The 25,310-nt window shown below is 72.2% G+C and carries 22 protein-coding genes; 7 read left to right on the forward strand and 15 right to left on the reverse strand.

Annotation, left to right across the window (positions count from 1 at the left end):
* Positions 1 to 111 precede the first annotated feature (111 nt).
* A complete protein-coding gene (sucD, locus tag ATL41_RS04810) occupies positions 112 to 1,002 on the reverse strand; it encodes a succinate--CoA ligase subunit alpha (protein ID WP_098457455.1) in 891 nt (296 codons plus the stop codon).
* A gap of 32 nt (positions 1,003 to 1,034) precedes the next feature.
* On the reverse strand, positions 1,035 to 2,213 hold the full coding sequence (gene sucC / locus ATL41_RS04815) for an ADP-forming succinate--CoA ligase subunit beta (protein WP_098457456.1): 1,179 nt from the start codon (positions 2,211 to 2,213) through the stop codon (positions 1,035 to 1,037).
* A 375-nt stretch (positions 2,214 to 2,588) separates the two neighbouring features.
* Here sucC and ATL41_RS04820 point away from each other — a divergent pair, with 375 nt between their 5' ends.
* Positions 2,589 to 3,812, forward strand: coding sequence for a chymotrypsin family serine protease (locus tag ATL41_RS04820; protein WP_098457457.1), 1,224 nt, complete (start codon positions 2,589 to 2,591; stop codon positions 3,810 to 3,812).
* On the forward strand, positions 3,809 to 4,282 hold the full coding sequence (locus ATL41_RS04825) for a hypothetical protein (RefSeq protein ID WP_143556571.1): 474 nt from the start codon (positions 3,809 to 3,811) through the stop codon (positions 4,280 to 4,282). Before ATL41_RS04820 ends, ATL41_RS04825 begins: the two co-directional genes overlap by 4 nt.
* Here ATL41_RS04825 and ATL41_RS04830 read toward each other — a convergent pair.
* Both ATL41_RS04830 and pcrA read right to left on the reverse strand, forming a co-directional pair.
* A complete protein-coding gene (locus ATL41_RS04830) occupies positions 4,279 to 5,439 on the reverse strand; it encodes an SGNH/GDSL hydrolase family protein (RefSeq protein WP_098457459.1) in 1,161 nt (386 codons plus the stop codon). The genes ATL41_RS04825 and ATL41_RS04830 overlap by 4 nt on opposite strands.
* A 93-nt stretch (positions 5,440 to 5,532) precedes the next feature.
* Positions 5,533 to 8,076 carry a DNA helicase PcrA gene (gene pcrA / locus ATL41_RS04835; RefSeq protein ID WP_098457460.1) on the reverse strand — a complete coding sequence of 848 codons (2,544 nt, stop codon included), beginning with the start codon at positions 8,074 to 8,076 and terminating at the stop codon, positions 5,533 to 5,535.
* 127 nt (positions 8,077 to 8,203) lie between these two features.
* Here pcrA and ATL41_RS04840 point away from each other — a divergent pair, with 127 nt between their 5' ends.
* Positions 8,204 to 8,638, forward strand: coding sequence for a hypothetical protein (locus tag ATL41_RS04840; protein WP_098457461.1), 435 nt, complete (start codon positions 8,204 to 8,206; stop codon positions 8,636 to 8,638).
* Between the two features lie 8 nt (positions 8,639 to 8,646).
* On the opposite strand, the gene ATL41_RS04845 is transcribed toward ATL41_RS04840, so the two are convergent.
* The 6 genes from ATL41_RS04845 to ATL41_RS04870 all read right to left on the reverse strand — a co-directional run bounded on the left by ATL41_RS04845 (position 8,647) and on the right by ATL41_RS04870 (position 13,579).
* Positions 8,647 to 9,276, reverse strand: coding sequence for a hypothetical protein (locus ATL41_RS04845; RefSeq protein WP_098457462.1), 630 nt, complete (start codon positions 9,274 to 9,276; stop codon positions 8,647 to 8,649).
* Entirely contained in the window at positions 9,273 to 10,295 is a 1,023-nt protein-coding gene (locus ATL41_RS04850; RefSeq protein ID WP_098457463.1) for an OmpA family protein, read from the reverse strand. The genes ATL41_RS04845 and ATL41_RS04850 overlap by 4 nt, the downstream gene beginning before the upstream one ends.
* Before the next feature lie 114 nt (positions 10,296 to 10,409).
* Positions 10,410 to 10,892: a DUF456 domain-containing protein gene (locus ATL41_RS04855; protein WP_098457464.1), complete on the reverse strand. Its 483-nt coding sequence runs from the start codon at positions 10,890 to 10,892 to the stop codon at positions 10,410 to 10,412.
* Positions 10,893 to 11,033: 141 nt separating this feature from the next.
* Positions 11,034 to 11,390 carry a hypothetical protein gene (locus ATL41_RS04860; RefSeq protein ID WP_098457465.1) on the reverse strand — a complete coding sequence of 119 codons (357 nt, stop codon included), beginning with the start codon at positions 11,388 to 11,390 and terminating at the stop codon, positions 11,034 to 11,036.
* 72 nt (positions 11,391 to 11,462) lie between these two features.
* The gene (locus ATL41_RS04865) at positions 11,463 to 12,158 is read right to left on the reverse strand and encodes a LuxR C-terminal-related transcriptional regulator (RefSeq protein WP_098457466.1); all 696 of its coding nucleotides are present in this window, start codon (positions 12,156 to 12,158) and stop codon (positions 11,463 to 11,465) included.
* A 95-nt stretch (positions 12,159 to 12,253) separates the two neighbouring features.
* A complete protein-coding gene (locus tag ATL41_RS04870; RefSeq protein ID WP_098457467.1) occupies positions 12,254 to 13,579 on the reverse strand; it encodes an ATP-binding protein in 1,326 nt (441 codons plus the stop codon).
* Positions 13,580 to 13,716: 137 nt separating this feature from the next.
* On the opposite strand from ATL41_RS04870, the gene ATL41_RS04875 reads away from it, so the two are divergent.
* Together ATL41_RS04875 and ATL41_RS04880 are read left to right on the forward strand one after the other, a co-directional pair.
* Positions 13,717 to 15,237 carry a PspC domain-containing protein gene (locus tag ATL41_RS04875; RefSeq protein WP_098457468.1) on the forward strand — a complete coding sequence of 507 codons (1,521 nt, stop codon included), beginning with the start codon at positions 13,717 to 13,719 and terminating at the stop codon, positions 15,235 to 15,237.
* On the forward strand, positions 15,234 to 15,902 hold the full coding sequence (locus tag ATL41_RS04880) for a hypothetical protein (protein WP_098457469.1): 669 nt from the start codon (positions 15,234 to 15,236) through the stop codon (positions 15,900 to 15,902). Before ATL41_RS04875 ends, ATL41_RS04880 begins: the two co-directional genes overlap by 4 nt.
* Positions 15,903 to 15,918: 16 nt before the next feature.
* Here the strand turns inward: ATL41_RS04880 and ATL41_RS04885 are convergent, their stop codons facing one another.
* The 4 genes from ATL41_RS04885 to ATL41_RS04900 all read right to left on the reverse strand — a co-directional run bounded on the left by ATL41_RS04885 (position 15,919) and on the right by ATL41_RS04900 (position 20,630).
* A complete protein-coding gene (locus ATL41_RS04885) occupies positions 15,919 to 17,598 on the reverse strand; it encodes an alpha/beta hydrolase (RefSeq protein ID WP_181010230.1) in 1,680 nt (559 codons plus the stop codon).
* 117 nt (positions 17,599 to 17,715) lie between these two features.
* A complete protein-coding gene (locus ATL41_RS04890) occupies positions 17,716 to 18,327 on the reverse strand; it encodes an aromatic ring-opening dioxygenase LigA (protein WP_098457470.1) in 612 nt (203 codons plus the stop codon).
* A 252-nt stretch (positions 18,328 to 18,579) separates the two neighbouring features.
* Positions 18,580 to 20,157: a glutamine-hydrolyzing GMP synthase gene (guaA, locus tag ATL41_RS04895; RefSeq protein WP_098457471.1), complete on the reverse strand. Its 1,578-nt coding sequence runs from the start codon at positions 20,155 to 20,157 to the stop codon at positions 18,580 to 18,582.
* Between the two features lie 56 nt (positions 20,158 to 20,213).
* Complete coding sequence (locus tag ATL41_RS04900; RefSeq protein WP_098457472.1) at positions 20,214 to 20,630, reverse strand: DUF3817 domain-containing protein; 417 nt, start codon at positions 20,628 to 20,630, stop codon at positions 20,214 to 20,216.
* Positions 20,631 to 20,707: 77 nt separating this feature from the next.
* On the opposite strand from ATL41_RS04900, the gene ATL41_RS04905 reads away from it, so the two are divergent.
* Positions 20,708 to 22,498 (forward strand): ABC transporter ATP-binding protein, encoded by a 1,791-nt coding sequence (locus ATL41_RS04905; protein WP_245854633.1) that lies wholly within the window; start codon positions 20,708 to 20,710, stop codon positions 22,496 to 22,498.
* Positions 22,495 to 24,249, forward strand: coding sequence for an ABC transporter ATP-binding protein (locus ATL41_RS04910; RefSeq protein ID WP_098457474.1), 1,755 nt, complete (start codon positions 22,495 to 22,497; stop codon positions 24,247 to 24,249). Before ATL41_RS04905 ends, ATL41_RS04910 begins: the two co-directional genes overlap by 4 nt.
* A gap of 33 nt (positions 24,250 to 24,282) precedes the next feature.
* Here ATL41_RS04910 and ATL41_RS04915 read toward each other — a convergent pair whose 3' ends face one another.
* Positions 24,283 to 25,212 (reverse strand): SURF1 family protein, encoded by a 930-nt coding sequence (locus ATL41_RS04915; protein WP_098457475.1) that lies wholly within the window; start codon positions 25,210 to 25,212, stop codon positions 24,283 to 24,285.
* Positions 25,213 to 25,310 lie beyond the last annotated feature (98 nt).

The following is a 25,310-nucleotide window of genomic DNA, read 5'->3' on the forward strand; positions in this document are numbered from 1 at the left end:
GCCCGGCGGGTCAGGAGCGTGGAGCGGGCCCTCCGAGCCATGCCGGCCCCGGGACGCGACGGCGCCCGCCGGGACATGGTCCCGGCGGGCGCCGTCGTGCTTCTGCTCGGCTCAGGCCGAGAGGATCTCCCGCATGATCGCGGCCGTCTCGGACGGCGTCTTGCCGACGCGCACACCCGCGGCCTCGAGGGCCTCCTTCTTCGCCTGCGCGGTGCCGGACGAGCCGGACACGATCGCACCGGCGTGGCCCATCGTCTTGCCCTCGGGGGCGGTGAAGCCCGCGACGTAGCCGACGACCGGCTTGGTGACGTGCTCCGCGATGTACGCGGCCGCGCGCTCCTCAGCGTCGCCACCGATCTCGCCGATCATGACGATCGCCGCGGTGTCCGGGTCCTGCTCGAACGCCTCGAGCGCGTCGATGTGCGTCGTGCCGATGATCGGGTCGCCGCCGATGCCGATCGCGGTCGAGAACCCGAAGTCACGCAGCTCGTACATCATCTGGTACGTCAGCGTGCCCGACTTCGACACGAGGCCGATCTTGCCGGGGCCCGTGATGTCCGCGGGGATGATGCCCACGTTGGACAGCCCGGGGCTGATGAGGCCGGGGCAGTTCGGGCCGATGAGGCGGACGCCCTTGGCCTGCGCGTGCGCGAAGAACTCCGCGGTGTCCGCGACCGGGATGCCCTCGGTGATGATGACGACGAGCGGCATGCCCGCGTCGATCGCCTCGATGACGGCGGCCTTGGTGTGCGCCGGCGGGACGAAGATGACCGACACGTCGGCGCCGGTCTTCTCCATGGCCTCGGCGACCGTGCCGAACACGGGCACGTCGACGGAGCCGTCACCCTTCGGGAAGGTCACGGACGTGCCGGCCTTGCGCGGGTTCACGCCGCCGACGATGTTCGTGCCGGACGCGAGCATGCGCGTCGTGTGCTTCTGGCCCTCGGAGCCGGTCATGCCCTGGACGACGACCTTCGAGGCGTCGTTGATGAAGATTGCCATGTCTCGTTCGCTTCTCTCTAGTCCGGGCCGGCTCAGGCGTTGGCCAGCTCGGCGGCCTTGTCGGCCGCGCCGTCCATGGTGTCGACGAGGGTCACGAGCGGGTGGTTCGCCGTCTCGAGGATGCGACGACCCTCGACGACGTTGTTCCCGTCGAGACGCACGACGAGCGGCTTGGTCGCGTGGTCCCCGAGGATCTCGAGGGCCTTGACGATGCCGTTCGCGACCTCGTCGCACGCCGTGATGCCGCCGAAGACGTTGACGAACACGGACTTGACCTGCTCGTCGCCGAGGATGACGTCGAGGCCGTTCGCCATGACCTGGGCCGAGGCGCCGCCACCGATGTCGAGGAAGTTCGCGGGCTTCACGCCACCGTGCTTCTCACCGGCGTACGCGACGACGTCGAGCGTGCTCATGACGAGGCCCGCGCCGTTGCCGATGATGCCGACCTGGCCGTCGAGCTTGACGTAGTTGAGGTTCGCAGCCTTGGCCTTCGCCTCGAGCGGGTCGGTCGCCGCGGCGTCCTCGAGCTCGGCGTGGTCGGCGTGACGGAACGACGCGTTCTCGTCGAGCGAGACCTTGCCGTCGAGCGCGACGATGTCGCCGGCCTCGGTCAGGACGAGCGGGTTGACCTCGACGAGCGTCGCGTCCTCACCCTTGTAGACGTTCCACAGCTTGATGATGACCTCGGCGACCTTCGGCGCGATCGAGGCGTCGAAGCCGGCGGCGGCGACGATCTCGTCAGCCTTCGCCTGGTCGATGCCGACCTGCGGGTCGACGGGCACCTTCGCGAGCGCCTCGGGGCGCTCGACGGCGAGCTGCTCGATCTCCATGCCGCCCTCGACCGAGCACATGGCCAGGTAGGAGCGGTTGGCGCGGTCGAGCAGGACGGAGAAGTAGAACTCCTGCGCGATGCTCGCACCCTCGGCGATCATCACGGTGCGCACGACGTGGCCCTTGATGTCGAGGCCGAGGATCTCCTCGGCACGCTGCTGCGCCTCGTCGGCGGACTTTGCGAGCTTGACGCCGCCAGCCTTGCCGCGACCGCCGGTCTTGACCTGCGCCTTCACGACGACGACGGGCGAGTTCCCGCGAGCGATCAGTTCCTCAGCGCCGCGACGGGCATCTTCGGGGGTGGTGGCGACCACGCCACCGAGCACGGGCACTCCGTGCTTCTCGAAGATGTCGCGCGCCTGGTATTCAAACAGGTCCACCCTGCGTGTCCTTCCATCGGCCGGCTCGGGTGTCTCGACATCGAGACACCTTCGCCTAGCGTAGACCTCAACGAGTTGTCACGGGACCTCGGCCCTGTGTAGCCCACCTCACACCTCGTTCCCCGCCTCCCCAAGTCGACCGCGATCTGCAAGAAAGGAGCGGGACGCAACAGAAGGGGGATGAGCGCCACCAGGTCGCCCGGGTTCCGGAGCCGATTCTCGCGCAGCGCAATGACGAAGGCTTGGAGCCCGATGACGAACTCTCGACGCACATCCTCTCGCCGTGCAGCCGTCAGCGCGGTCTGCGCCGTGCTCGCGCTCGCAGGGTCAGCCTTGCCGGGGCACTCGGCCCCGAACGCCCCTCCAGGGGTCAACATGACGGACACCGACCGCTCACGCATCTGGTACGGCGCGGCATCTCCCGAGGTGGAGCGCGCAGCAGAGGCCCTCTCGAACATCGCAGCCGAGAACGAGGACCTGACGGCTGGCGTCTCCCTCACCTCCGACTCGAGCATGGTTGAGATCTACCTGACTCGCGACGGGCAGTCGCTTGTCAAGACCTTGCGCAAGGCTGTCGGCACGAAGTTCGACTCGCTCATCCGAGTCATCGAGGTCGAACACTCGACGGACGAGCTACTGGCCGCGCAGGCTGCGATCACCGACGAGGCCTGGGACGATCTCGACATCACGCAACTGGCCCCCGACGTCGAGAACAACGCACTCGCCGTCGACCTCGACATTGACAAGTGGGAGTCACTCTCACAGGGGGCCGAGGTGATCGAGCTGGCTCCTGATCAGGGCAAAGCCAGCCGTCGGGCACTGAGCCCTGTGCCGCAGATCGACGTCAACGCCTTGGGTGTGCCGGTCCTCTTGCGGGAGGGAGGGACCTCGGAGCCGACAGGCACGCGCAAGGCTGACACCGCACCCTTCTACGGCGGCGCAGAGATCGTCAATCAGACGAACGGAAGCGCTTGCTCGCTCGGTGTGCCGATCGTCTACAACTCGGTCCGGTACATGCTCACCGCCGGCCATTGCGGGAAGGCCACCTTCAAGAACGGGAAGACGACCGTCGGGTCTACGTACACGACCACATGGACCGGGACGACGAAGGACTATGGCGACTGGCAGCTGATCAAGGGCAGCACGTACTCAATGCGCCTCTACAACGGCGCTCTGTCGTCGTCAGCCTCGCTCCCGATCTCTCGCGGGAACTTCGGGTCTCGCGCCAATGGGACGGAGCTCTGCTCGACCGGGCGCACCACCGGTCAGATCTGCAGGTATCGCGTCCTCAAGAGCCATGCGACTCGCGACGTCGCGGTGGACTCGAGAACTACGACCAAGGTGGGCTACCTCACCGTGACGATGAGTGACCCGAATCGTGACGGCGTCGGGACATGCACGGGCTTCAAGCCCGGAGACTCGGGCGGTTCCGCGTACTATGCCGACCCCGATAAGTCCGGATACGTCCGGGTGCTCGGGATCGTGACGTCGTCGAATGACCAGTCCCCCGACGTGAAGAAGAACTGCAGCAAGGCTCGATACTCCTTCACCGAGCTCAAGGGTGTCAGAGCGTGGAATGGCGGGGTGACGACGGGATGATGCGCCACGCATGCGCGACACTCGCGACCGTCGTGCTCACGCTGGGCATGGGCGTGCTCGTCTCGTGCAGCGCGCCCACGCCGCCGCCAGCACCTACCCCACCCGAGCCGAGCAAGGCAGCCCCGTCGTCCCACGACGACTACCCCGAGGTGACCGCGGAGTGCGAGGCCGAGGCGGAGTCGGCCCCGCAGGTCACGCGGCAACAGCTCGACGCGTGGACCAAGGCGGACGCCACCGTGTACCTGTGCCTCCTGTTTGACGACGGGGGATTCTCCTCGCTGGCCGCACCGTCGACCGAGACGGACCAACGGCCGCCGCTGTCGATCTACGACCCGGCTGGCCCCGGGGACGACTACTGCTTCCCGCTCGACAACGGTTCGCGCGCCTTCCTCACCGACCGGTCGACGGTCTTGGCGACGACCGCGATCGGGTGCGACCACGGGATCAGAGAGGCGCCCGGGCAGGACTAGCCGAGCGGGCCGTCCGCGAACGCGGCGCGGGCGAAGCGCTCGCCGACGAAGCGGTGCGTCTCGGCGTCAGGGTGGAGGCTGTCGCGCAGCGGGTGCGCGGCCTCGTCCTCGGCGCCGTACAGCTCGAGACCGTCGAGCAGGTGAAGGTTCGGGTCGGTGCGGCGTCGCTCGGCGACGATCCGGGCGGTCTCGGCGCGGATCGTCTCGAGCGTGAGCCGCCCGGCAGGGACCTCGGCGGGGTCTCCGGTCGCGCGGAACCCGAGCCGACCTTCCGCCAGCGCTTCGGGGTCGAACGCCCCCGGGCCCGGTGTCGTCTCGTGGATCGCGCAGTGCAGGGGCGTGACGACGAGCAGCGGCGTGTTCGGGTGGCCGTCGCGGATCGTGTCGATGAAGCCGTGGAGGCCCGCGCGGAACGCGCGCATCCGCATGACGTCGGCGTTGACGATGTTGATGCCGAGCGAGAACGAGATGACGTCGGCCGGCAGGTCACGCATGGTGCGCGCGACGAACGGGTCGAGCAGGGCGGCTCCGCCGAAGCCGAGGTTGATCAGCTCGACGCCCGCGAGGCGGGCGGCGACCGCGGGCCACGTGCCGGTCGGGCGAGCCGCGTTGGAGCCCTGGCTGATCGAGCTGCCGTGGTGCAGCCAGGTGCGCTGGTGCGTCGTGAGCGGCTCGACGGGCCCGTTCGCGCGGACCTCGACGAGCTCGAGCGTCTCGTTGTGGGGCAGCCACACCTCGACGTCCTTGACCGTGGGCGCGAGGCCGGCGAAGGACGCCGTGAAGTCCTCCCCCGGGATGAACGTCGGCTGGCCGGTCACCATGTCGAGCTCGGTCGTGCTGCCGCCCGACGACCTCTGGCGCCCGACGACCTCGCCGTCGACGACGAGGTCCACGCTCCCGTCCGGGCGCGCAGGCGCGCCCGCGTACGTGACGCGCGTGCGGTGCGCGACGAGCTCGACGACCGTCGCGGCCGTGCGCAGGGCGACGCGGACGCCCGCTCCCTGCGCCTCGACCATCGTCAGCTGGGGGTCGGCCGCCTGCTCGACCGCCCATGCGGGCAGCCGGTGCGGGGCGACGCCGCGGTCGGTCGGTTCGAGGCGCAGCGCACCCCGAACATGCTGCAGGTCCAGCGGGACGGTGTGCCAGGTGTCAGTCATCAGGTCCCTGTCTCGGTGAGCGGAGTAGCGACGGATCGCCCGGAACCACCGGGCGGGTGTGCATCTGGGCGATCCGTGCGCCCGGTCGTCTTGCTAGAGCTTCGTGACGGGCGAGTAGCGCAGCAGTAGCCGCTTGACGCCGTCGACCCCGAAGTCGACCTTGGCGACCGCGTTACGGCCCGCACCCTCGACGAGCACGACCGTGCCGAGCCCGTACGAGTCGTGGGTGACCCGGTCCCCGATCGCGAGGTCCGGGACCTCTCCCTCGGGCTTCGCGGAACCGAACGACGGCGACGGCGGGTCCTGGCGTCGGGTGCGGACCGGGCCCGACCTCGCACCGCTGCCGCCGGCGGGCCCGTACCCGCCCGAGCCGTAGCCGCCGGAGCCGTGACCGCCCGAGCCGTACGAGCCCGAGCCGCCCGAGGAGCCGCCGTAGAGCGAGCGCCCGCCGTAACCACCGCGGAGCGTCGACATGCTCGACTCGCGGCGGCGCCAGTCCATGAGGTTCTCGGGGATCTCGTCGAGGAACCGGCTCGCCGGGAACTCGTTCGCCTGCCCCCACGCCGAGCGTACGGCCGACCGCGTCAGGTAGAGCCGCTCGCGGGCGCGGGTGATGCCGACGTACGCGAGGCGTCGCTCCTCCGAGAGCTCGCTCTCGTCGTGCAGCGAGCGCATGTGCGGGAAGGTGCCGTCCTCGAGCCCGGTGAGGAACACGACCGGGAACTCGAGGCCCTTCGCCGTGTGCAGGGTCATGAGGGTGACCATGCCCTGCTCGACGACGGGCTTGCCGTCGCTGTCCCCTGCGGCGTCGTCGGCCGACGGGATCTGGTCCGAGTCGGCGACGAGCGAGACACGCTCGAGGAAGTCGGCGAGGTCGCCCTCGGGGTCGAGCTGCGAGAACTCCGTCGCGACGGCGTGCAGCTCGGCGAGGTTCTCGACACGCGTCGCGTCCTGCGGGTCCTCGCTGCCGCGCAGCTCGGCGAGGTAGCCCGTACGGTCGAGGGCGGCCGCGAGCACGTCAGCCGGCTTGGCGCCGGAGTCCGCGAGCGCGCGCAGCTCGGCCATGAGCTCCGCGAACGCGCGCAGCGGGTTGAGCGTGCGGTTCGTCAGACCAGGGATCTCGTCCGCGCGCTCGAGTGCTGCGCCGAAGGACACGCGCTCGCGCGCAGCGAAGCCCGCGACCGCGGCCTCCGCACGGTCACCGAGCCCACGCTTGGGGACGTTGAGGATGCGACGCACGTTGACGTCGTCGTCCGGGTTGGCGATCGCACGCAGGTACGCGACCGCGTCCTTGATCTCGCGGCGCTCGTAGAAGCGCGTTCCGCCGACCACCTTGTACGGCAGGCCGACACGGATGAGCACCTCCTCGAGCGCGCGAGACTGCGCGTTCGTCCGGTAGAAGATCGCGACGTCGCCCGGACGGACGCTGTCCGAGTCGTGGAGACGGTCGATCTCCTCCGCGACGAAGCGCGCCTCGTCGTGCTCGTTGTCCGCGGTCCAGCCGACGATCTTGGCGCCGTCGCCCGAGTCCGTCCAGAGCTTCTTCGGGCGGCGGTCCTCGTTGCGGGCGATCACGGCGTTCGCCGCCGACAGGATCGTCTGCGTCGAGCGGTAGTTCTGCTCGAGGAGGATCGTGCGCGCGTCCGGATAGTCCGCCTCGAACTCGAGGATGTTGCGGATCGTCGCGCCGCGGAAGGCGTAGATCGACTGGTCCGAGTCGCCGACGACGGTCAGCTCGCCCGGCGGCAGCGCGTGCGGCGCCTCCGCCGTCGGTCCCGTGCCCGTGAGCTCGCGGACGAGCATGTACTGGGCGTGGTTCGTGTCCTGGTACTCGTCGACGAGGATGTGCCGGAACCGGCGGCGGTAGTGCTCCGCGACGGCGGGGAACGCCTGCAGCAGGTGCACGGTCGTCATGATGATGTCGTCGAAGTCGAGGGCGTGCGCCGCGCGCAGCCGCGTCTGGTAGCGCGTGTACGCGCTCGACAGCACCGAGTCGAGGCTCGCGCCGCCCTGCGCGTCCTCGGTACCGCCGACCTTCTTCGCGTAGTCCTCCGGGTCGACGAGCTCGTTCTTGAGATCCGAGACCTTGTTGAGCAGCGCGCGCGGCGGGAACTTCTTCGGGTCGAGGTCGAGCTCGCGCGCGACGAGCGTCATGAGCCGCTGCGAATCCGCGGCGTCGTAGATCGAGAAGCTCGACCGCAGGCCTGCGTGCTCATGCTCGCGGCGCAGGATGCGCACGCACGCCGAGTGGAACGTCGAGACCCACATGCGCTGCGCCTGCGGGCCGACGAGCGCCTCCACGCGCTCGCGCATCTCGGCAGCGGCCTTGTTCGTGAACGTGATCGCGAGGATCTGGCTCGGGTACGCCCGGCCGGTCGCGAGGAGGTAGGCGATGCGGTGCGTGAGCACCCGCGTCTTGCCCGAGCCGGCGCCCGCGACGATGAGCAGCGGCGAGCCGCTGTGCTCGACCGCCGCGCGCTGCTGCGGGTTGAGCCCCTCGAGGAGCGCCTCGGCGTCGGCGCCCGGCGCCTCCTGCGGCTCCGCGTCCTCGAAGGTGCGCGGCGCGACCGTCGGCAGGCGTGCCTCGCCGAGCTGGCCGAATCCGGGCAGGGACAAGGAGTCGAAGAGAGATGTCATAGCCCGACAAGGGTACGTCGAGCCGCTGACAGCGCGGAGGCCGTCCCGCCGCGCGCTCCCCCGCCCGGGCGGCACATAATGTCGACGCCGACCGCCGTCGGCCCCGTCCCGAACTGGAGAAGAGTCGATGCAGGCCACGACGCCGGAACGACCGAGCAGCATCCGCACCGTCCTCGCGCTCGTCGCTGGCGCCCTCACGTGGGTGCCGATGTACTTCGTCGGCGTCGCGGTCGTCGCCGCGGTCGTCGGGGACGACCTCACGAGGCTCAACGGGGCGCTGCTCGCGCTGGGTGTCGCTGCGCCGCTCGTCTCGGCGACCGTGACCGTGCTCGCCCTCCCCCGGGCGACCCGTCGCCGACTGCTCCCGGCGACCGTCCTCGGCGCGGTGCCGTCCGCGATCGTCACGGCGGGCATCGTGTGGAGCACGACCGTGGAGGCGAAGGAGCGCGGGTACGACGTCGGCGGCGACCTCGCGAGCGGGCTCGGCTTCGTCGTCGTGGTCGCAGCCGTCACCGCAGCGCTCGTCGCGTGGCTGCGGGAGCGTTCCTCGCGCGCTGCCTGACCCGCGGGTCAGGAACGGGTGACGGCGGCGTCGGTCACCGTGGGGAATCCCGGGACGTCGACGGACACGGTCGTGGTCGTCGGGTCGAGCGGCGGCAGCGTCGCATAGACCGTGAACCAGCTGCCGTCGAGCGTCTTCGGGGCGTGCGAGCACAGGCAGAAGGTGCCGTCGGAGCCGGACGTCTCGGAGGCCCCGAGGTACGGCAGGAGCACGGTCTGCGACACCGGGTCCGTGACCGACAGGTCGCGGACGTCCATCGTGAGCGGGCTCCACTCGTTGAAGGCCTCGAGCGGCACCGTCTCCTCGTCGCCCGACGCCGTCCGCAGGGCGACGACGAGCCGCGTGCTCGCGGGGCCGGCCTCGACCGCGACGACCCCGGCCTGGGCGGCGAACGTACCGGTCCCTGTCGTCGGGATCTCGCCGTCGACGACGACCGTCGGCTCCGCGCCCGCCTGCGCCCCGACCGCTGCCTCCACCTCGGCCGCCGACGGCGGCTCGGGCGTCGCGCTCGGGACGGGCGTGCCGCCTGCCCCGGTCGGTGGTGCCGGCGTCGTCTCGTCGGACGTGCACCCCGCGAGGAGCAGGACTGCAGCGACCGCGAGAGCAGCCGCGCGGACGTGGTGTGCCGTCGTCGTCATCGGGTCACCTCGTAGTCCACCGTCACGCGCCTGTTCTTCGCCCTGCCCTCGGCGGTCCCGTTCGGGGCGACCGGCTCGGCCTGGCCGCGGCCCTCGACGGAGACCTGCACGCCCGGCGCGGCCCCCGTGATGAGGTCCGCGACCGTCTGCGCGCGCCGCTTCGACAGCTCGTCGTTACCGATCCGCTCGTCCGGCTCCGAGTCCGTGTGGCCCGTGACCGTGACCGCGGTCGCACCCCGCTCGACGATCTTCGCGGCGAGCGCCTCGACCTTCGACCTGCCCTTCGCGGAGAGCTCCCACTCGCCGGAGGCGAAGAAGAAGTCCGCTGCGAGCGAGACGGAGACCTCCTCGGTCGTCTCCTCGGTCGTCGTCGCCTCCTCGACGTCCGCGACCCGCGACCTGAGCGCGAAGGTCGAGGCAGCCGGGTCGGCGGCAGCCACGAGGTCGGCCGCGGGCAGCGCCGGCCACCCCTCCCCGAGTGCCACGTGGTCGGCGTCGACCGCGGGCTCGAGAGGCCCGTCCCCGACGGGCACGTTCGTGACGCTCACGCCCCACTCGAGCTGGACGTCGACCGTCGTCGTCGTGGCGGGAAGCTCAGGAAGGAGGGCGTACACGACGAGCAGACGGCCCGGCTCGGCCGTGGCGCGCGTCGCGTCGCTCACGAGCCCGCCCGAGCCCTCGACGGTCAGCGGGCGATAGGCCGTGAGCTCCACGGGGTCGGTCACGGTGACGGCGGCGGCCTGCCCGATCTTGTACGGCGTCGACCGGGGCTCGAACGCGGTGGTCGAGCTCAGTGGCGCGCCCGAGCCGGGCGCCGTCCCCACGGAGTAGTACACGGCGGTCGCACCCGGAACGCGCCGGACGGCGTGCACGGCACCGACCACGCGCGTCCCCGAGGCCTTGCCGAAGTGGGGGTAGGTGAACGTCCCGGCGACCGGGAGGTCGGACGCCGCGGGGGCGCCCTCACCGGCTGCGGGGGTCGCGCCGAGGGCGAGGGTGACGAGGACGGTCGCGGCCACGGGCCATGTGCGTCTCACGAGAAAGAGTCCCCCTGAGGGCTCGTTCGCGGGCAGGGTCGGGGTTCAGCCTCTATCGGAGCACTCTGACCTGCAACCGCTGGTCCGCGCCGCCTCTCAGGTGAGCAGCAGGCCGACGACCCACGCGCCCGCGGCGACGAGAGCGCCTGCGAGCTCGACGAGGATCGTGATGCCGGTAGCGCGCAGCGCGACGCGCGTCGCGGCCCACGCCGCGCGGGAGTCCTTGCGCCGGGCGAGCTCGGCGAGGAACACCCCGAGCGGGAACCCGACCAGGAGCCCGACGACGGGGATCACGAAGAACCCGACGACGCCGACGACGGCGCCCCACACGAGCGTCGACCCGCGCACGTCGGCCTTGCGCAGGTGCTTCCCGGCGAGGACGTACTTGCCGACCGCAGCGAGCGCGACGGCAACGACGCCGACCACGAAGACGGTCCACGCGGCCCAGCCGCCCGTGAGGATCGCCCAGACGAGGACCGCTGCGAGGACGATGAGGGACCCGGGCAGGACCTGGACGACGACCCCGAACAGGCCGACCAGGATGACGAGACCGACGAGCACCTCTCCCCATGCGTCCACGGGACCACCCTAGGGGCGGGCGAGCGGCCCCGCCCGCGCCGGGTCGACGTACGCGCAGGTCCGGCTGAAGGAGGCGCCCCCCGGACGCACGAGACCCGGGGCACCGTCATGGTGCCCCGGGTCTCGTGCGTGTCGTAGGCGTCAGGCCGTGTGGGTGTCGCCCCAGCCGATCGCGAGCGAGACGTTGAGGACGACGAGGGCGAGGATGCCGCCGATGTAGCCCTTCGTGACGCGCTCGGGCTTCTTCTCCCCGAGCACGGTCAGGACCGTGATGACGATCGTGACGAGCAGCTTGATGCCGATCTTCATGTGGTTGACGGAGCCGTCGCCCATCTCCTTGAGACCGACCATGACGACGCCGGTCACGAGCGCGGTGAGCGCGGCGTGGAACGCCCCCTTGGCGATCTTCGCGTCCTTCAGGTTCGCGACGAGCGAGCCCAGGATGAAGGCCCACGAGAGGAGGTGGAGCACGAGCATGACCTTGTAGACGATGTCCATGCGCTCATCCTAGGAGAGGAACCGACGCCGCGTCAGGAAGATCCGATGACCTTGGTCACAGGAGCCCGATCGTCACAGGAGCTTGCGCGCCGCGGCCCACCGCGTCAGCTCGTGCCTCGACGACAGCTGCAGCTTGCGCAGCACCGCCGACACGTGCGTCTCGACCGTCTTGATCGAGATGAACAGCTCGCTCGCGACCTCCTTGTAGGAGTAGCCGCGCGCGATGAGCCGCATGACCTCCTGCTCGCGCGCCGAGAGCCGGTCGAGCTCGTCGTCGTGCACCGCGACGTCCGCCGCGGCCGTGCCGAAGGAGTCGAGCACGAAGCCCGCGAGCCGCGGCGAGAACACCGCGTCGCCCGACGCGACCCGCACGACGGCGTCCGACAGCTCCGGTCCCGAGATCGCCTTGGTCACGTAGCCGCGAGCGCCCGCGCGGATGACCGCGACGACGTCCTGCGCGGCGTCGGAGACCGACAGCGCGAGGAAGCGCGTCACCGAGCGGACCTCCTCGCAGCGCGCGAGCACCTCCGCTCCCCCGCCGCCCTGCCCGCCGGGCAGGTGCACGTCGAGCAGCACGACCGCAGGACGCAGCCGCGACACGAGCTCGACGGCCTCGTCGACGTCCGACGCCTCGCCGACGACGCGCACGCGCTCGTCAAGGCTCGCCCGTACGCCGGCCCGGAACATCAGGTGGTCGTCCACCAGGACGACGTCGACCGGGAGGCCCTCCTGGTCCCGCACCTGCGCCGCCGACCCCTGCTCGCTCATCGCCTGCTCTTCCCGTACCGCTCCCGGCGTGCCGGTCGGCACACCGGGTCAACCGTACCGGGACGTCGGGCCGCGCAGGAGGGCGTTGCGACTGGTCAGGACTCCGGGCTGGACGGCGTGGGCGCACCGACCGGGTCGTCGCGCTGGATCGGCACGCTCAGGTGCACCTCGGTGCCGCGGTCGGGGCGGCAGGTGATCGTCGCCTCGCCGCCACGGCGCCGCACGCGCCCGAAGATCGACTCCCGCACACCGAACCGGTCCGCCGGGACCTGGTCGATGTCGAAGCCCTCGCCACGGTCGCGCACGAACACCTCGGCACGGTCCTCGCGGACCTCGAGGTAGAGCGACACGGGCGGCTTCCCGTGCGAGACGGCGTTGACGAGCGCCTCGCGCGTCGCCTGCAGGAGCGCCGTGGTCGCCGCCGTCGGCACGCCGTCGCCGACGACGACGGTGTCGATCACCGCCGCCGACGCCGCTTCCTCGTCGTCGCCACGGCGTCCGTCCTCGACCTCGGCGACGAGCGCGCGCAGCGCAGCCGCGATCGACGTGCCCTCGGGCGGCCTGTCGGCATAGAGCCACTCGCGCAGCTCACGCTCCTGCGCGCGCGCAAGACGCGCGACGTGCTCGGGCCTGTCGGCCGAGCGGCGGATGAGCGCGAGCGTCTGCAGGACCGAGTCGTGCAGGTGCGCCGCGATGTCGGCACGCTCGGACTCGCGCGCCCGGGCCTCCTGCTCCTCGCGCAGCTGCCGCACGAGCCGCACCCACCAGGGCGCGAGCACGAGCGCGAGCCCCGCGATCACCGCGACCGCGGCGACCGCGGCGTCGACGACGACGGACCACGGGCGTCCCCCGCCCACGAGCAGCAGCACGCCGACGAGCACGAGCAGCAGGCCACCGGCGAGCTGCAGCAGGCCGTTCGGGCTGCGGCCCCCCGCGCGCGAGAGCCAGCGGCCGCGCTCGACCGAGTCGAGCTGCCCCCACGCCAGCGCGGCACCCGCGACGACGATCATCGTCGGCAGGACCCACTTCACGTCGACGTGGTACCCGATGCGCTCGGCGATCAGCAGGACCGCCCCCGTCAGCAGCAGCGCGCCGACGGCGATGTCCTTGACCGGGATGGCCTGGACGCGCTCCTGGAGCGTGCGGCTGAGCCGCTGCCCGGACACGGGCTGAGCGGAGCGCGCGGCCTCGGCCGGGTCGCCCTCGGGGACGAACAGCCACAGGAAGAGGTAGAGGGCGGGGCCGGTGCCGGCCACGAGCGTGAGCGCGACGAACGCGAGCCGCACGACGCGCACGTCGAGCGCGAGGTGCGCCGCGACACCCGACGCGACGCCGCCGACCAGGCGGCCGCGGCGCGGCCGACGCAGGGGCAGGCCACGGGTGCGAGCCGCCGGACCGGGCTGGCGCGGGGGTGCTTCCATGGGGAAGATCCTCGCACCGCGCCACCCTGTCCGGGACCCTGAGAGCCAAGGACCAGGGTCGTCGGGGCCAGAAGTCAGGGTCGGTTCAGGGAGACACCCGATGGTCGCGTCCGCACCTCGGGCTGCAGGCTGGAGCCATGGACACGACCAGCACACCTCCCAGCCAGCCGGACCCCTCCGGCGCGGGGCCGGCCTGGCAGCCGGGACCCCAGCAGCAGCCGCACGGCTACGCGGGCCAGGCGCCGTACCCCGGCGCCGTCCCGCCCCCGGGCACACCCCGCCCCCAGGCCACCGCGTCGATGGACGGGTTCTTCGACTCGATCCGCCGCTTCGGCATCGTCCGCACGGACGAGCGCTGGGTCGCGGGTGTCTGCGGAGGCATCGCACGGCGTTGGAACATCGACGTCGCGCTCGTGCGAGGCATCGCCGTCGTCTCCCTCCTCCTCGCGGGCGTCGGCCTCGTCGCGTACGGCGCGGCGTGGCTCCTCCTGCCCGAGGAGTCGGACGGCCGGTCGCACCTGCAGGAGCTGTTCCGCGGCAACTTCGACATCGCCGTCCTCGGCGGTTTCCTCGCGGTCGTCATGGGGCTGTCGTGGGACAACCCGTGGAGCTGGTTCACGCCGTGGGGCGCGCCGGTCGCGGGTCTCGCGTGGTTCGTGCTCGTCGGCATCGTCGTCGTCGTAACGATTACGGCGTTCAGCGGGCGCCAGAACGGCCCCAAGCCGGGGCCGGGCTCCGTGCCTCCTCCCGGCGGCGCACCGTTCGCAGGCCCGACGCCGCCGGCCCAGCCCTCGGCGGCGGCCTCCTCCCCGAGCGGTCCGGCCCCGTACACGGCGCCGCAGGCGCCGTACGCGACGACCCCGCCCGCGGGCACGTGGGCCGGGGCCGCCCCGACCGCGCAGCCGAAGGCGCAGTCGCAGTGGGACGAGCTGAACGGCTTCGTCGACACGAACCTCGGCGGCACCACGCCCGCGCCGAAGCCCGCTCCGCGCGGGCCGGTCGTCAAGGGTGCCGGACCCGTCACGGTGAGCCTCGTCGTCGGTGTCTCCGCGATCGTCGCGGCCGTGCTCCTCGCGCTGTCGCGGACCGGGGACTTCACGGGCCCCGTGCTGCTCACGTCGCTCGGCGTGCTCATCGGGCTGAGCGGTATCGCGACCATGGTGTCGGGCATCCGCGGACGCTCGACCGGTGCCGTCGGCGGGATCGCGATCCTCGCGCTCCTCGCAGCGGGCCCCACGGCCCTGTGGCACTCGCTCGACCTCGACATCAGCAAGGCGCAGGGCGTCGTCGTCGGCGACGAGAACTTCGCCCCGACGTCGGTCGCCACCGCCGAGAAGGGCTACGCGCTCGGCTTCGGCAACTGGGTCGTCGACCTGAGCGAGCTGCCGCTCGCACCGGGCCAGACCGTGACGGTCCCCGCGACGTTCGCCGCGGGCGACCTGACGATCCTCGTCCCCGAGGGCTCCGCGTGGACCGCGGACGTCCGCCTGAACGCGGGCTCTGTCCGGGTCGTCTCGGGCGACGACCTGCACAAGTCCGACGGCGTGAGCACGGCCGAGCGCCGCTTCACCTCAGACGCCGTCGACGAAGGTGCCATCCCCACGCTGGACCTGTCCGTGTCCGGCCTCGCCGGAGAGATCAGGATCGAGGAATCATGAGCAACGACGACACGACCCAGCCGCTGCCCGCCACGGCCGGCAGCTACCCGACGAAGCCGCTGCCGGCGGCCGACGCGGCAAAGCTCCGGGAGGATGCGGACAGCCCGGAGCAGGTCCCGGCAACCGAGCAGATCGCCGTGACCGAGCCGCTCTCCACGGCCGAGCCGCTCTCCACCGCGGAGCCGCGTCCCGAGGCCGAGAGCGCCGCGGAGGCCGCCGAGACGGCTGCCACCGGCGAGGACAGCACCGCGCACTTCGCGAACGCAGGAGCGGATGCGGCCGGGGCCGCCACCTCAGGCCCGGACAGCACGGGCACAAGCACCGCAGGCGCGGGCAGTGCGGGCGCGAGCACCTCGGGCGGCCACGCGACCAGCACGTCGGGCGGCTACGGGACCAACCCGTCGGGCGGCTACGCGAGCACCACCCCGAGCGCCGCCTGGACGCCCTCCGAGCCCGTCCGCCCGGAGCTGCGCCCGGTCTCGACGGCGGTACGCACCTCGACGATCGTGTGGGGCGCGATCCTCGTCGTCGCTGCGGTCGTCGTGCTCGCGTCGGCCGCAGGGATGACGCTCGACCTCGAGCTCGTCGGGATCTTCGTGCTCGGCGGCGCAGGCCTCGCCCTGCTCGTCGGGACGGTCGCGACCCAAGCGCGACGCAAGCGCTGAGGCGTCCGCCGGACGCTCAGCGGGACCCGGCCAGTGCCGCGCGCACCCGCGCGGTCGCCTGGCTGTCCCAGCCCTCGGGCTGGACGATCGCGGCCCACAGGTCGACGGCGTCCAGCCCGTAGGCGTGCCCGTGCCCGTCAGGGACGTCGAGCGAGAACACCATGTCGAGCGACACCTGCCAGAACGTGACGAACGGGAACCACCGCACGCCCGGGTCGACGTCGGGCCCGGACGGTTCGACGAGCCAGTCCGGGCGTCGCAGCAGCAGGTCGGGCGACCACCACGTCACCGGGTCGCTCGCGTGCTGCCAGTACACGATCCGGCGCTCGCCCCACGGCGCGCCACCGAGCTCGAGGTCCTCGGGCGACGCCGCGAACCGGATGGCCGCGCCGCCGTCGACCACGGGCAGGCGCTGCGGCGAGCCCTCGTCGCGGTTCGCCGTGATCGTCGCCCACGGCTCGGAGAACCCGGGCGTGCCGATCAGCAGCGCGCCGTCGACAGCCGCGACGAGCGACGCGGCGTCGGGGAACTGCGCCTGGCTGCCGTACGACCCGAGGCTCTCGCCGAAGATGAGCAGCCTGGGCCGCTCGTCCTCGGGCACCTGGTCGAGGCGGGTCCTGACCGCCGCGAGGAGAGCCCGTGCCGCCTCGCGCGGCGTATCCCGGTCGACGACGAACGCGACAGGGCTCGGCAGGTAGGAGTACTGCATCGCGGCGATCGCGCAGTCGCCTCCCGTGACGTGCTCGAGCGCGGACGCGATCTGCTCGTTGACCCAGCCGGTGCCCGTCGTCGTCGCGACCGCGATCGTGCCGCGCTCGAAGGCGCCCGTGCGCTCGAGCTCGGCGACGACGTGCGTCGCGACGTCGTCCACGCTCCCCTGCGGCCCGGCCGCGTCACGGCCGGCGTACACCCGGATCGGGTCGATCGCCGGGCGCTGCGTGACGGCCTCGATCGCAGCGGCGTCGCTCCCGCCGGCGACGAAACGCCGCCCCTCGCTCCCCAAGGTCCCCCACGGCTCGGCGGACTCGGGCGAGCCCGAGCGCAGCGGGCTCGTAGGCGGGACGACGCCGCGCGGGGTGTCGCGGTCGGCGACGCGCGCGGTGCGCTCGGCTCTCGCGACGAAACCTCGCTGGACGGTCGCGTCGGCAGCGACCACGACGAGGACGACGACGAGCATGACGCCGATGAGCCGCGCGACCGGCGCGGGCAGGAACGTGTCGAGGCGCAGGATCACCCTCTGCGAGAGCGCGCGGATGCCGCGAGCGGCGAGGAGGATCACGGCGGCGAGCACGAGCGCGACCGGCAGCACCGCGAGGTACGTGCCGTACGGTGCGCTCTGCCGGCCGACGAGGTCGCGCACGATCTTCTGCCAGTACGTCCCCAGGACGAGCGACGCCGGCACGACGACGGCGGCCGTCCAGCCGAGCACGCGCCAGCCGCGCCGTCGTGTGCGGGCGGAGAAGCGCGGGCTCACCCCGAGACCGTGCGCGAACCACACGACGAGGCACCCGACGCCGTAGCCGATCACGGAGCTCAGGCCCGTCGCGACGGCCTGCAGGTACCAGGCGCGTGGGAGGAGCGACGGCGTCATCGACGCCGCGAAGAATGCGAGGGCGAACGCGAGCGCGACGGGGTGCAGACGCGCGGCGTGACCACGGGCCCAGCCGTGGACGGCGGTGCGGACGCGGGCGGGCATCTCCCGATGCTAGCGAGGCTGCCGCCCAGGTCCGAGGGGCCGGCGGCCCGCCCGTAGACGCGACGAAGGGCCGCACCGTCGTGGTGCGGCCCTTCGTCAGGGTTCGTGCGGTGTGCGTCAGACCTCGGTGCGAGCGGCGACCGGGGCGGCCGGCGCGGCGGCGAGACGCTGGAAGGCGAAGCCGATGACCAGGAACATCACGCCGAGACCGATGACCAGGGCGGAGACGCCGTAGGCGATGACCGAGCTGAAGAGCGAGGCGCGGAGGAACGAGCCGTTCATGACCGTGTTGCGCTGGTTCTGCGCGGCCGCAGCAGCCTCCGTGTTGGAGATGACCTCAGGAGCGGCGGCGAGCTCGTTGAGCTTGGCGATGTCCATCTTGTCGACCGCAGCGGCGATCTCCTCGGAGGCGGTCGTGTCAGCAGCCTTCGCCGCGTCCTTGGCCTCGGAGACCTTGGCGCCGAGCTGGGCGTACGTGAGGCCGTCCGAGCCCTTGAGCGCGTGCTTGTTGATGACCTCGGCCTGGGCGTAGGCGGTGAACGGGCCACCGACCTTCTTGCCGGCGAGCATGTCGGCGTCGGCGGAGATGGTGATCTCCTCGGCCTTGAGCTGGCTGGTGATCATGCCCCAGACAGCGCCACCGGCGATGATGAGGACGGCGCCGGCGATGAACGAGATGATCGCGACGATCGCGACCGGCTTGGTGGACTTGGCGACTGCTGCAGTCATGGTGTCTATCCCCTCGTGGGCCGTCCCCCTTTTCCGAGGGCCGGACTGTTTTCCGATGGCTCAAAACTAGAACGGCCCGCGGGCCCGTCAGGGGGACCTAGGGCTCAATTTTCACGCCTGTTCGGGACGAGTCTTGCAGCATTCGGCGCCCCGTCATGACCTAGGTCCTGGACCGGCGCGTCGCAGGCAGGACGAAGGGCCCGCTCCCCACGGGGAACGGGCCCTTCGTCGTGCCACGACGTCAGATCGTGGTCACTCCCACTCGATGGTGCCCGGCGGCTTGCTGGTCACGTCGAGCACGACGCGGTTGACGTCCTTGACCTCGTTCGTGATGCGCGTCGAGATGGTCGCGAGCACCTCGTAGGGCAGGCGCGTCCAGTCGGCGGTCATCGCGTCCTCGGACGAGACGGGGCGCAGCACGATCGGGTGCCCGTACGTGCGGCCGTCGCCCTGGACGCCGACCGAGCGGACGTCGGCGAGGAGCACGACAGGGCACTGCCAGATCTCGCGGTCGAGGCCGGCCTTCGTGAGCTCCTCGCGCGCGATGAGGTCAGCGGCGCGCAGGGTGTCGAGGCGCTCCTGCGTGACCTCGCCGACGATGCGGATGCCCAGGCCGGGGCCCGGGAACGGCTGGCGCCAGACGATCCCCTCGGGGACGCCCAGCTCGAGGCCGACCGCACGCACCTCGTCCTTGAACAGGGCGCGCAGCGGCTCGATGAGCGAGAACTGCAGGTCGTCAGGGAGGCCGCCCACGTTGTGGTGGCTCTTGATGTTCGCGGTGCCCTCGCCGCCGCCGGACTCGACGACGTCCGGGTAGAGCGTGCCCTGGACGAGGTACTTGACCTCGCCGCCGTGCTCGCCCGCGTCCGCGACGACCTCGCGCGCGGCGTCCTCGAAGACGCGGATGAACTCGCGGCCGATGATCTTGCGCTTGGTCTCCGGGTCGCTCACGCCCGCGAGCGCGTCGAGGAAGCGCTGACGTGCGTCGACGACCTTGAGCTGGACGCCCGTCGCCGCGACGAAGTCCTCCTCGACCTGCTCGGCCTCGCCCGTGCGCAGCAGACCGTGGTCGACGAACACGCACGTGAGCTGGTCGCCGATGGCGCGCTGCACGAGCGCGGCCGCGACGGACGAGTCGACACCGCCGGAGAGGCCGCAGATGACGCGGTCGGAGCCGACCTGCGCGCGGATCGCGGCGACCTGCTCCTCGATGATGTTGCCCGCGGTCCAGCTCGGCTCGAGGCCCGCGCCGACGTAGAGGAAGTTCTCGATCGCGTCCTGGCCGAGCGGCGAGTGCTTGACCTCGGGGTGCCACTGCATGCCGAACAGGCGGCGGTTCGTGTCCTCGAACGCGGCGACGGGCGAGCCGTCCGACGTCGCGAGGACGTCGAAGCCCTCGGGCGCCTCGTGGACCGCGTCGCCGTGGCTCATCCACGTCGTCTGCGCGTCGGGCGAGCCGCCGAGGAGCGAGCCGGTGCTGCGGATCTTGACCTCGGTGCCGCCGTACTCGCGGGCGCCGGTCTGCGCGACGGTGCCGCCGAGCGCCTGGGCCATCGCCTGGAAGCCGTAGCAGATGCCGAGGACCGGGACGCCGGCCTCGAACAGGGCCGGGTCGACCGAGGGCGCACCTTCGGCGTACACGGACGCGGGGCCGCCCGAGAGGATGATCGCGGCGGGGCGCTTGGCGAGCATCGCGTCGACCGACATCGTGTGCGGCACGATCTCGGAGTAGACGCGGGCCTCGCGGACGCGACGCGCGATCAGCTGGGCGTACTGGGCGCCGAGGTCGACGACGAGGACGGGACCGTCAGGGTTCGGGGTGGTGGTCACCCGACAAGGATAGAGGGAGCGCTCGTCGCCGGGCGCGGTGTCTCAGGGCGTCTGCGTCACACCGTCGCCGCGTCGTCGCCCGTGCTCGGTGCACCAGCGCCGCCGCCCTGCGCGGCGCGCTCCGCGCCGTCGAGCAGCGCCGTCGCCTCCGCGTGGACCTTCTTCTCGACGACGAAGGACATGACCGGCACGACACCGGCGAGCACCATCGTCACGAGGCGGCCGAAGCGCCAGCGCATCTTGGTCCACAGGTCGACGACCGTGACGAGGTAGACGACGTAGATCCAGCCGTGCGCGAACGGGATCCACCTCACGTACCGCATGAACGAGTCGGGGGCCTTGAGCACGTACTTGAGGACGAGCTCGACGCACAGCACGAGCAGGAACGTGCCCGTCACGAGCGCGAGCGCGCGGTAGCGCGAGACGGCCCCGCGGGCGCGGGCGATCCTCGTGGACAGGTCGATCGGGGACACTCGTGCTCCTCCAGACTCGGGACGGGCCCGCGGAAAACATGTTCGTGGTTGTCAGGCCCACCGCCCATGCTAGAGGGGTGCGTCCCCTTCCCCTCCCCCGGCTCGGAACCCCCGACACCCGTTCGCCTGCCCGCTTCCTGTGGTGGCAGGCACGGCAGCAGAAGGGCGTGCTCGCGTTCGCCGTCCTGATGGGCGTGCTCACCTTCGGGGCGCAGACGGTCATGCCGTACGTCGTGGGGGCGGCGCTCGACTCGGGGCTCGACTCCGGCCTCGACGGCGAGCTCGCGCGCTGGGTGCTGATCCTGCTGGCCGCCGCCGCCGTGCAGGTGGTCACGGCCGCGGTCGGCCACCGGGCCGACGTCGTGAACTGGCTGCGCGCGGCGTTCGCGTCCGCGGAGCTCATCGGCGACCGCGTGACGGTCACGGGCCACAACATCGGCGAGGAGCTGCCGACGGGCGAGGTCGTCACGACGGTCGCGAACGACGCGCTGCGGCTCGGCGAGGTCTACGCGACCGCCGCGCGCCTCGTGGGCTCGCTCGCCGCGTACGTCGTCGTCGTCGCGGTCATGGTCCCGATGTCGCTCAGCCTGGGGCTCGTCGTCGCGATCGGCCTGCCCGCGGTCGCAGCCGTGCTCGCGCTGCTCGTCAAGCCGCTGCAGGCCCGTCAGGCGGCGCAGCGCGAGACGCAGGGCAGGCTGACGACGCTCGGCTCGGACACCGTCTCGGGGCTGCGCATCCTGCGCGGCATCGGCGGAGAGAAGGTCTTCGCCGACCGCTACCGTGCGCAGTCGCAGAAGGTGCGCCAGGCGGGCGAGCACGTCGCCGTGACGCAGTCGTGGCTCGACGCGCTCCAGGTCCTCCTGCCGGGGCTCATGGTCGCGCTCGTGCTGTGGCTCGGCGCCCGCCAGGCCGTCGCCGGGACGATCACGCCGGGCGAGCTCGTGACGTTCTACGGGTACGCCGCGTTCCTCACGTGGCCGCTGCAGAACATCACCGAGTCGGTCCAGTTCCTCACGCGCGCCGTGATCGCGTCGCGCAAGATCATCCGCGTCCTGTCGACCGAGCCCGCGACGGGCACGACGCCCGTGCGCGCGGCGATGCCCGCGCCCGGCGCCGAGCTCGTCGACGAGACGAGCGGTGTCACGGTCGCGCCCGGGCGCCTGACCGCGCTCGTGTGCGCGGACCCCGACCAGTCGGCGGCGGTCGCGACGCGCATGGCGCGGCTCGACGACGACGCGGAGGCCGGCACGCCCGTGCGCCTCGGCGGCGTGCTCCTGCGCGACCTCGACAAGGCCGCGCTGCGGCGCAGGGTCGTGCTGAGCGAGGCGACGCCCCACCTGTTCTCCGGGTCGCTGCGCACCGAGCTCGACGTGCGGGGCACGACGTCCGACGACGAGATCCTCGCCGCGCTGCACGTCGCCGACGCGCAGGACGTCCTCGACTCGACGCCGGACGGCCTCGACGGTGAGCTCGCCGAGAAGGGCCGCACGCTCTCGGGCGGGCAGCGCCAGCGGGTCTCGCTCGCCCGCGCGCTCCTCACGGACGCCGAGGTGCTGCTGCTCGTCGAGCCGACGAGCGCGGTCGACGCGCACACCGAGGCGCGCATCGCCGAGCGGCTCGCGGCCGCACGGCGCGGACGCGCGACGCTCGTCGTGACCGCGAGCCCCCTCGTCCTCGAGCACGCCGACGAGGTGCTCCTGCTGCACGACGGCGTCGTGCGCGCCCGCGGCACGCACCACGACCTGCTCGACGCGCCCACGGAGGCGGGGGCGCGCTACCGCGAGATCGTGGGGCGCTCGCTCGACGACGACGCCACGACCGAGGACCACGAGCGCGCGGGGGCGCGCAGGACGGAGGTCGCGCGATGAGCGCGAAGACGCTCCCCGTCGCCGACAGCGCGACCGTGCGCCGGCGGACGGTCGCGCTCCTGCGCGAGCACTCCCGCACGCTCGCGGGCGTCACCGTGCTGCACACCCTCGCGGCCCTCGCCGGGCTCGTCGGCCCGTTCCTCGTCGGCCGTCTCGTCGACGACCTGACCCGTGGCACGACGCTCGAGCACGTCGACCGGACGGCCCTCGTGCTCGTCGGGGCCGTCGTCGCGCAGGCAGTCCTCGTGCGGTTCGCGCAGCGCAACGCCCGCGTGTACGGCGAGACGCTCTTCGCGGAGCTGCGCGAGGACTTCGTCGACACCGTCACCGGGCTGCCGCTGTCGACCGTCGAGAGCGCCGGCACGGGCGACCTCGTCGGGCGCACGACGAACGACGTCGACCGCATCCAGTACGCCGCGCGCTTCGGCGTGCCGCGCGTGCTCGTCGCGGTCGTCACGATCGTCTTCACGCTCGCTGCGTCGTTCGTCCTCGCGCCGCAGGTCGCCGTCATCATGCTCGCGCCCGTGCCGCTCCTCGTGCCGGTCGTGCGGTGGTACCTCAAGCGGGCGACGCCCGGCTACCAGCGCGAGTCCGCCGCGTACGCGCGGCTCAACGGCACGATCACCGAGACGGTCGAGGGCGCGCGCACCGTCGACGCGCTCGACCTGGGCGCGACGCGTCGCGCCCGCGTGCGCGGCGACCTGCGCGAGGCCTTCGCGGCCGAGCGGTTCACGCTCTACCTGCGCACGGTGCTCATGCCCGGCATGGACTCCGCGTTCATGCTCGCGCCGGTCCTCACGCTCGTGTGGGGTGCGTTCCTCGTGTCGCAGGGGTGGGCGACGATCGGCGCGGTCACGGCGATCGTCCTGTACGGGCGGCAGATGATCGGGCCCGTCTGGGAGCTCGTGTTCTGGCTCGACGAGATGCAGGTCGCTGCGACGTCGCTCGCACGGATCTTCGGCGTCGACCTCGTCGACGACGACCGCGAGGCGTCGGGCGAGGAGCCGACGTCGGAGGACGTCCGGGCGCGCGGCGTGCGGTACGCGTACCGCGAGGGTCACGACGTGCTGCACGGGATCGACCTCGACCTCGCCCCGGGCGAGCGGCTCGCCGTCGTCGGACCGTCGGGGGCGGGCAAGTCGACGCTCGGCCGCATGCTCGCGGGCATCCACCCGCCCACGGGCGGGTCGGTCACGGTCGGCGAGGTGCCGCTCGTCGAGCTGCCGCTCGAGGACCTGCGCGGGCACGTCGCGCTCGTGACGCAGGAGCACCACGTGTTCGTCGGGACGGTCGCCCACAACCTGCGGCTCGCGGACGCCGACGCGTCCGAGGAGGACCTGCTCGCGGCGCTCGACGCCGTCGCCGCCCGCACCTGGGTCGAGGAGCTGCCCGACGGCCTCGCAACGGCGGTCGGCTCGGGCGGTCACCCGCTCACGCCCGCGCAGGCGCAGCAGGTCGCGCTCGCGCGTCTCGTGCTGCTCGACCCGCACACCCTCGTCCTCGACGAGGCGACGTCGCTCCTCGACCCGCGCGCCGCGCGGGACCTCGAGCGGTCGCTCAACGCGGTGCTCGAGGGGCGCACCGTCGTCGCGATCGCCCACCGCCTGCACACCGCGCACGACGCCGACCGCGTCGCCGTGGTCGACGGTGGGCGCATCACGGAGATCGGTCCGCACCCGGAGCTCGTCGCCGCGGAGGGTGACTACGCGAGGCTGTGGCACTCCTGGCAGTCGGACACGCAGGGTCCGTGACGCCAGCACGGGCGGGCCTGGCGCTGCAGAGCGTCAGGCCCGCCCGTCGCGCGGCTGGAGGTCGTCCCAGCCGGTGAACGCGTCGTCGTCACGCTCTGCGCGGGCCTCGTCGCGCACGGCCTGCAGCCACAGGCCGACCGCGAACAGGCCGAAGATCCACCACTGCATCGCGTAGAAGAGGTTCTGCAGGTTGAGCCCGCCGTCGGAACCCTCGAGGCGCGGACGCTCGAGGAGCGCGAGGCTCGCCGCTCCCGGGTCCGCAGGGTCGCTCGACGCCTGGACGAGGTAGCCCGAGTAGACCGGGCCGCCCCAGACGTTCGCGAGGTGGCCCGAGCTGATCGAGTCGGTGATCCCCTCGCCGACCATGCCCTCCCCGACCGACTCGGACGTCTGCAGGTAGCCCGTGACGGTCACGGTGCCCGGCGCCGCGTCGACCGCGTCCTCGGGGGACGCGACCCAGCCGCGCACGACCGGGATGACGGGCGCGCCCGAGAGGTCCGCCCACGTCGCCCCGCCCGTGCCGTCGTCCGACACCCGCAGGGGCGACAGCACGAGGTAGCCCGTCCGCCCGGCGTGCGCACGGCCCTCGACGAGGAGCTGGCCGTCCTCGAACGTGCCCGTCACGCTCACGGTCTTGCCGACGAGCTGGCCGCTCATCGAGACCTGCGGCGCCAGGACCTGACCGATCGGCACCGGCCCCGCGGCGGCGAGCTCGTCGATGCGGTGCTGCTCCGCCTGCGCACCGCGCTCCTGCGCGCGATCGAGCTGCCAGCGACCGAGAGCGCCGCAGCCGAGGGCCGCGGCGAGCACGACGACGAGCACGACGAGCATGCGGGGCTGCAGCGCTGCCCGGACCAGGTCGGCCGCCGAGGCCCTCACCGGGGCCGTCGTGACCGACGTCTCACCACCGTCCTCCGCGGGCCCCTGGGTCGCGTGTTCTCCGCAGGATTCCGCGCTGCTCATGCCTTCACGGTACCGGATGACCTAAGTCCCGATCTGGACGCCTGGGACTTCTGGGAACCCGTGCAGATCTGGCACCGCTGTCACAATCAGGGAGGATT

The organism is Flavimobilis soli (genome assembly GCF_002564025.1).
Taxonomy (GTDB): domain Bacteria; phylum Actinomycetota; class Actinomycetes; order Actinomycetales; family Cellulomonadaceae; genus Flavimobilis; species Flavimobilis soli.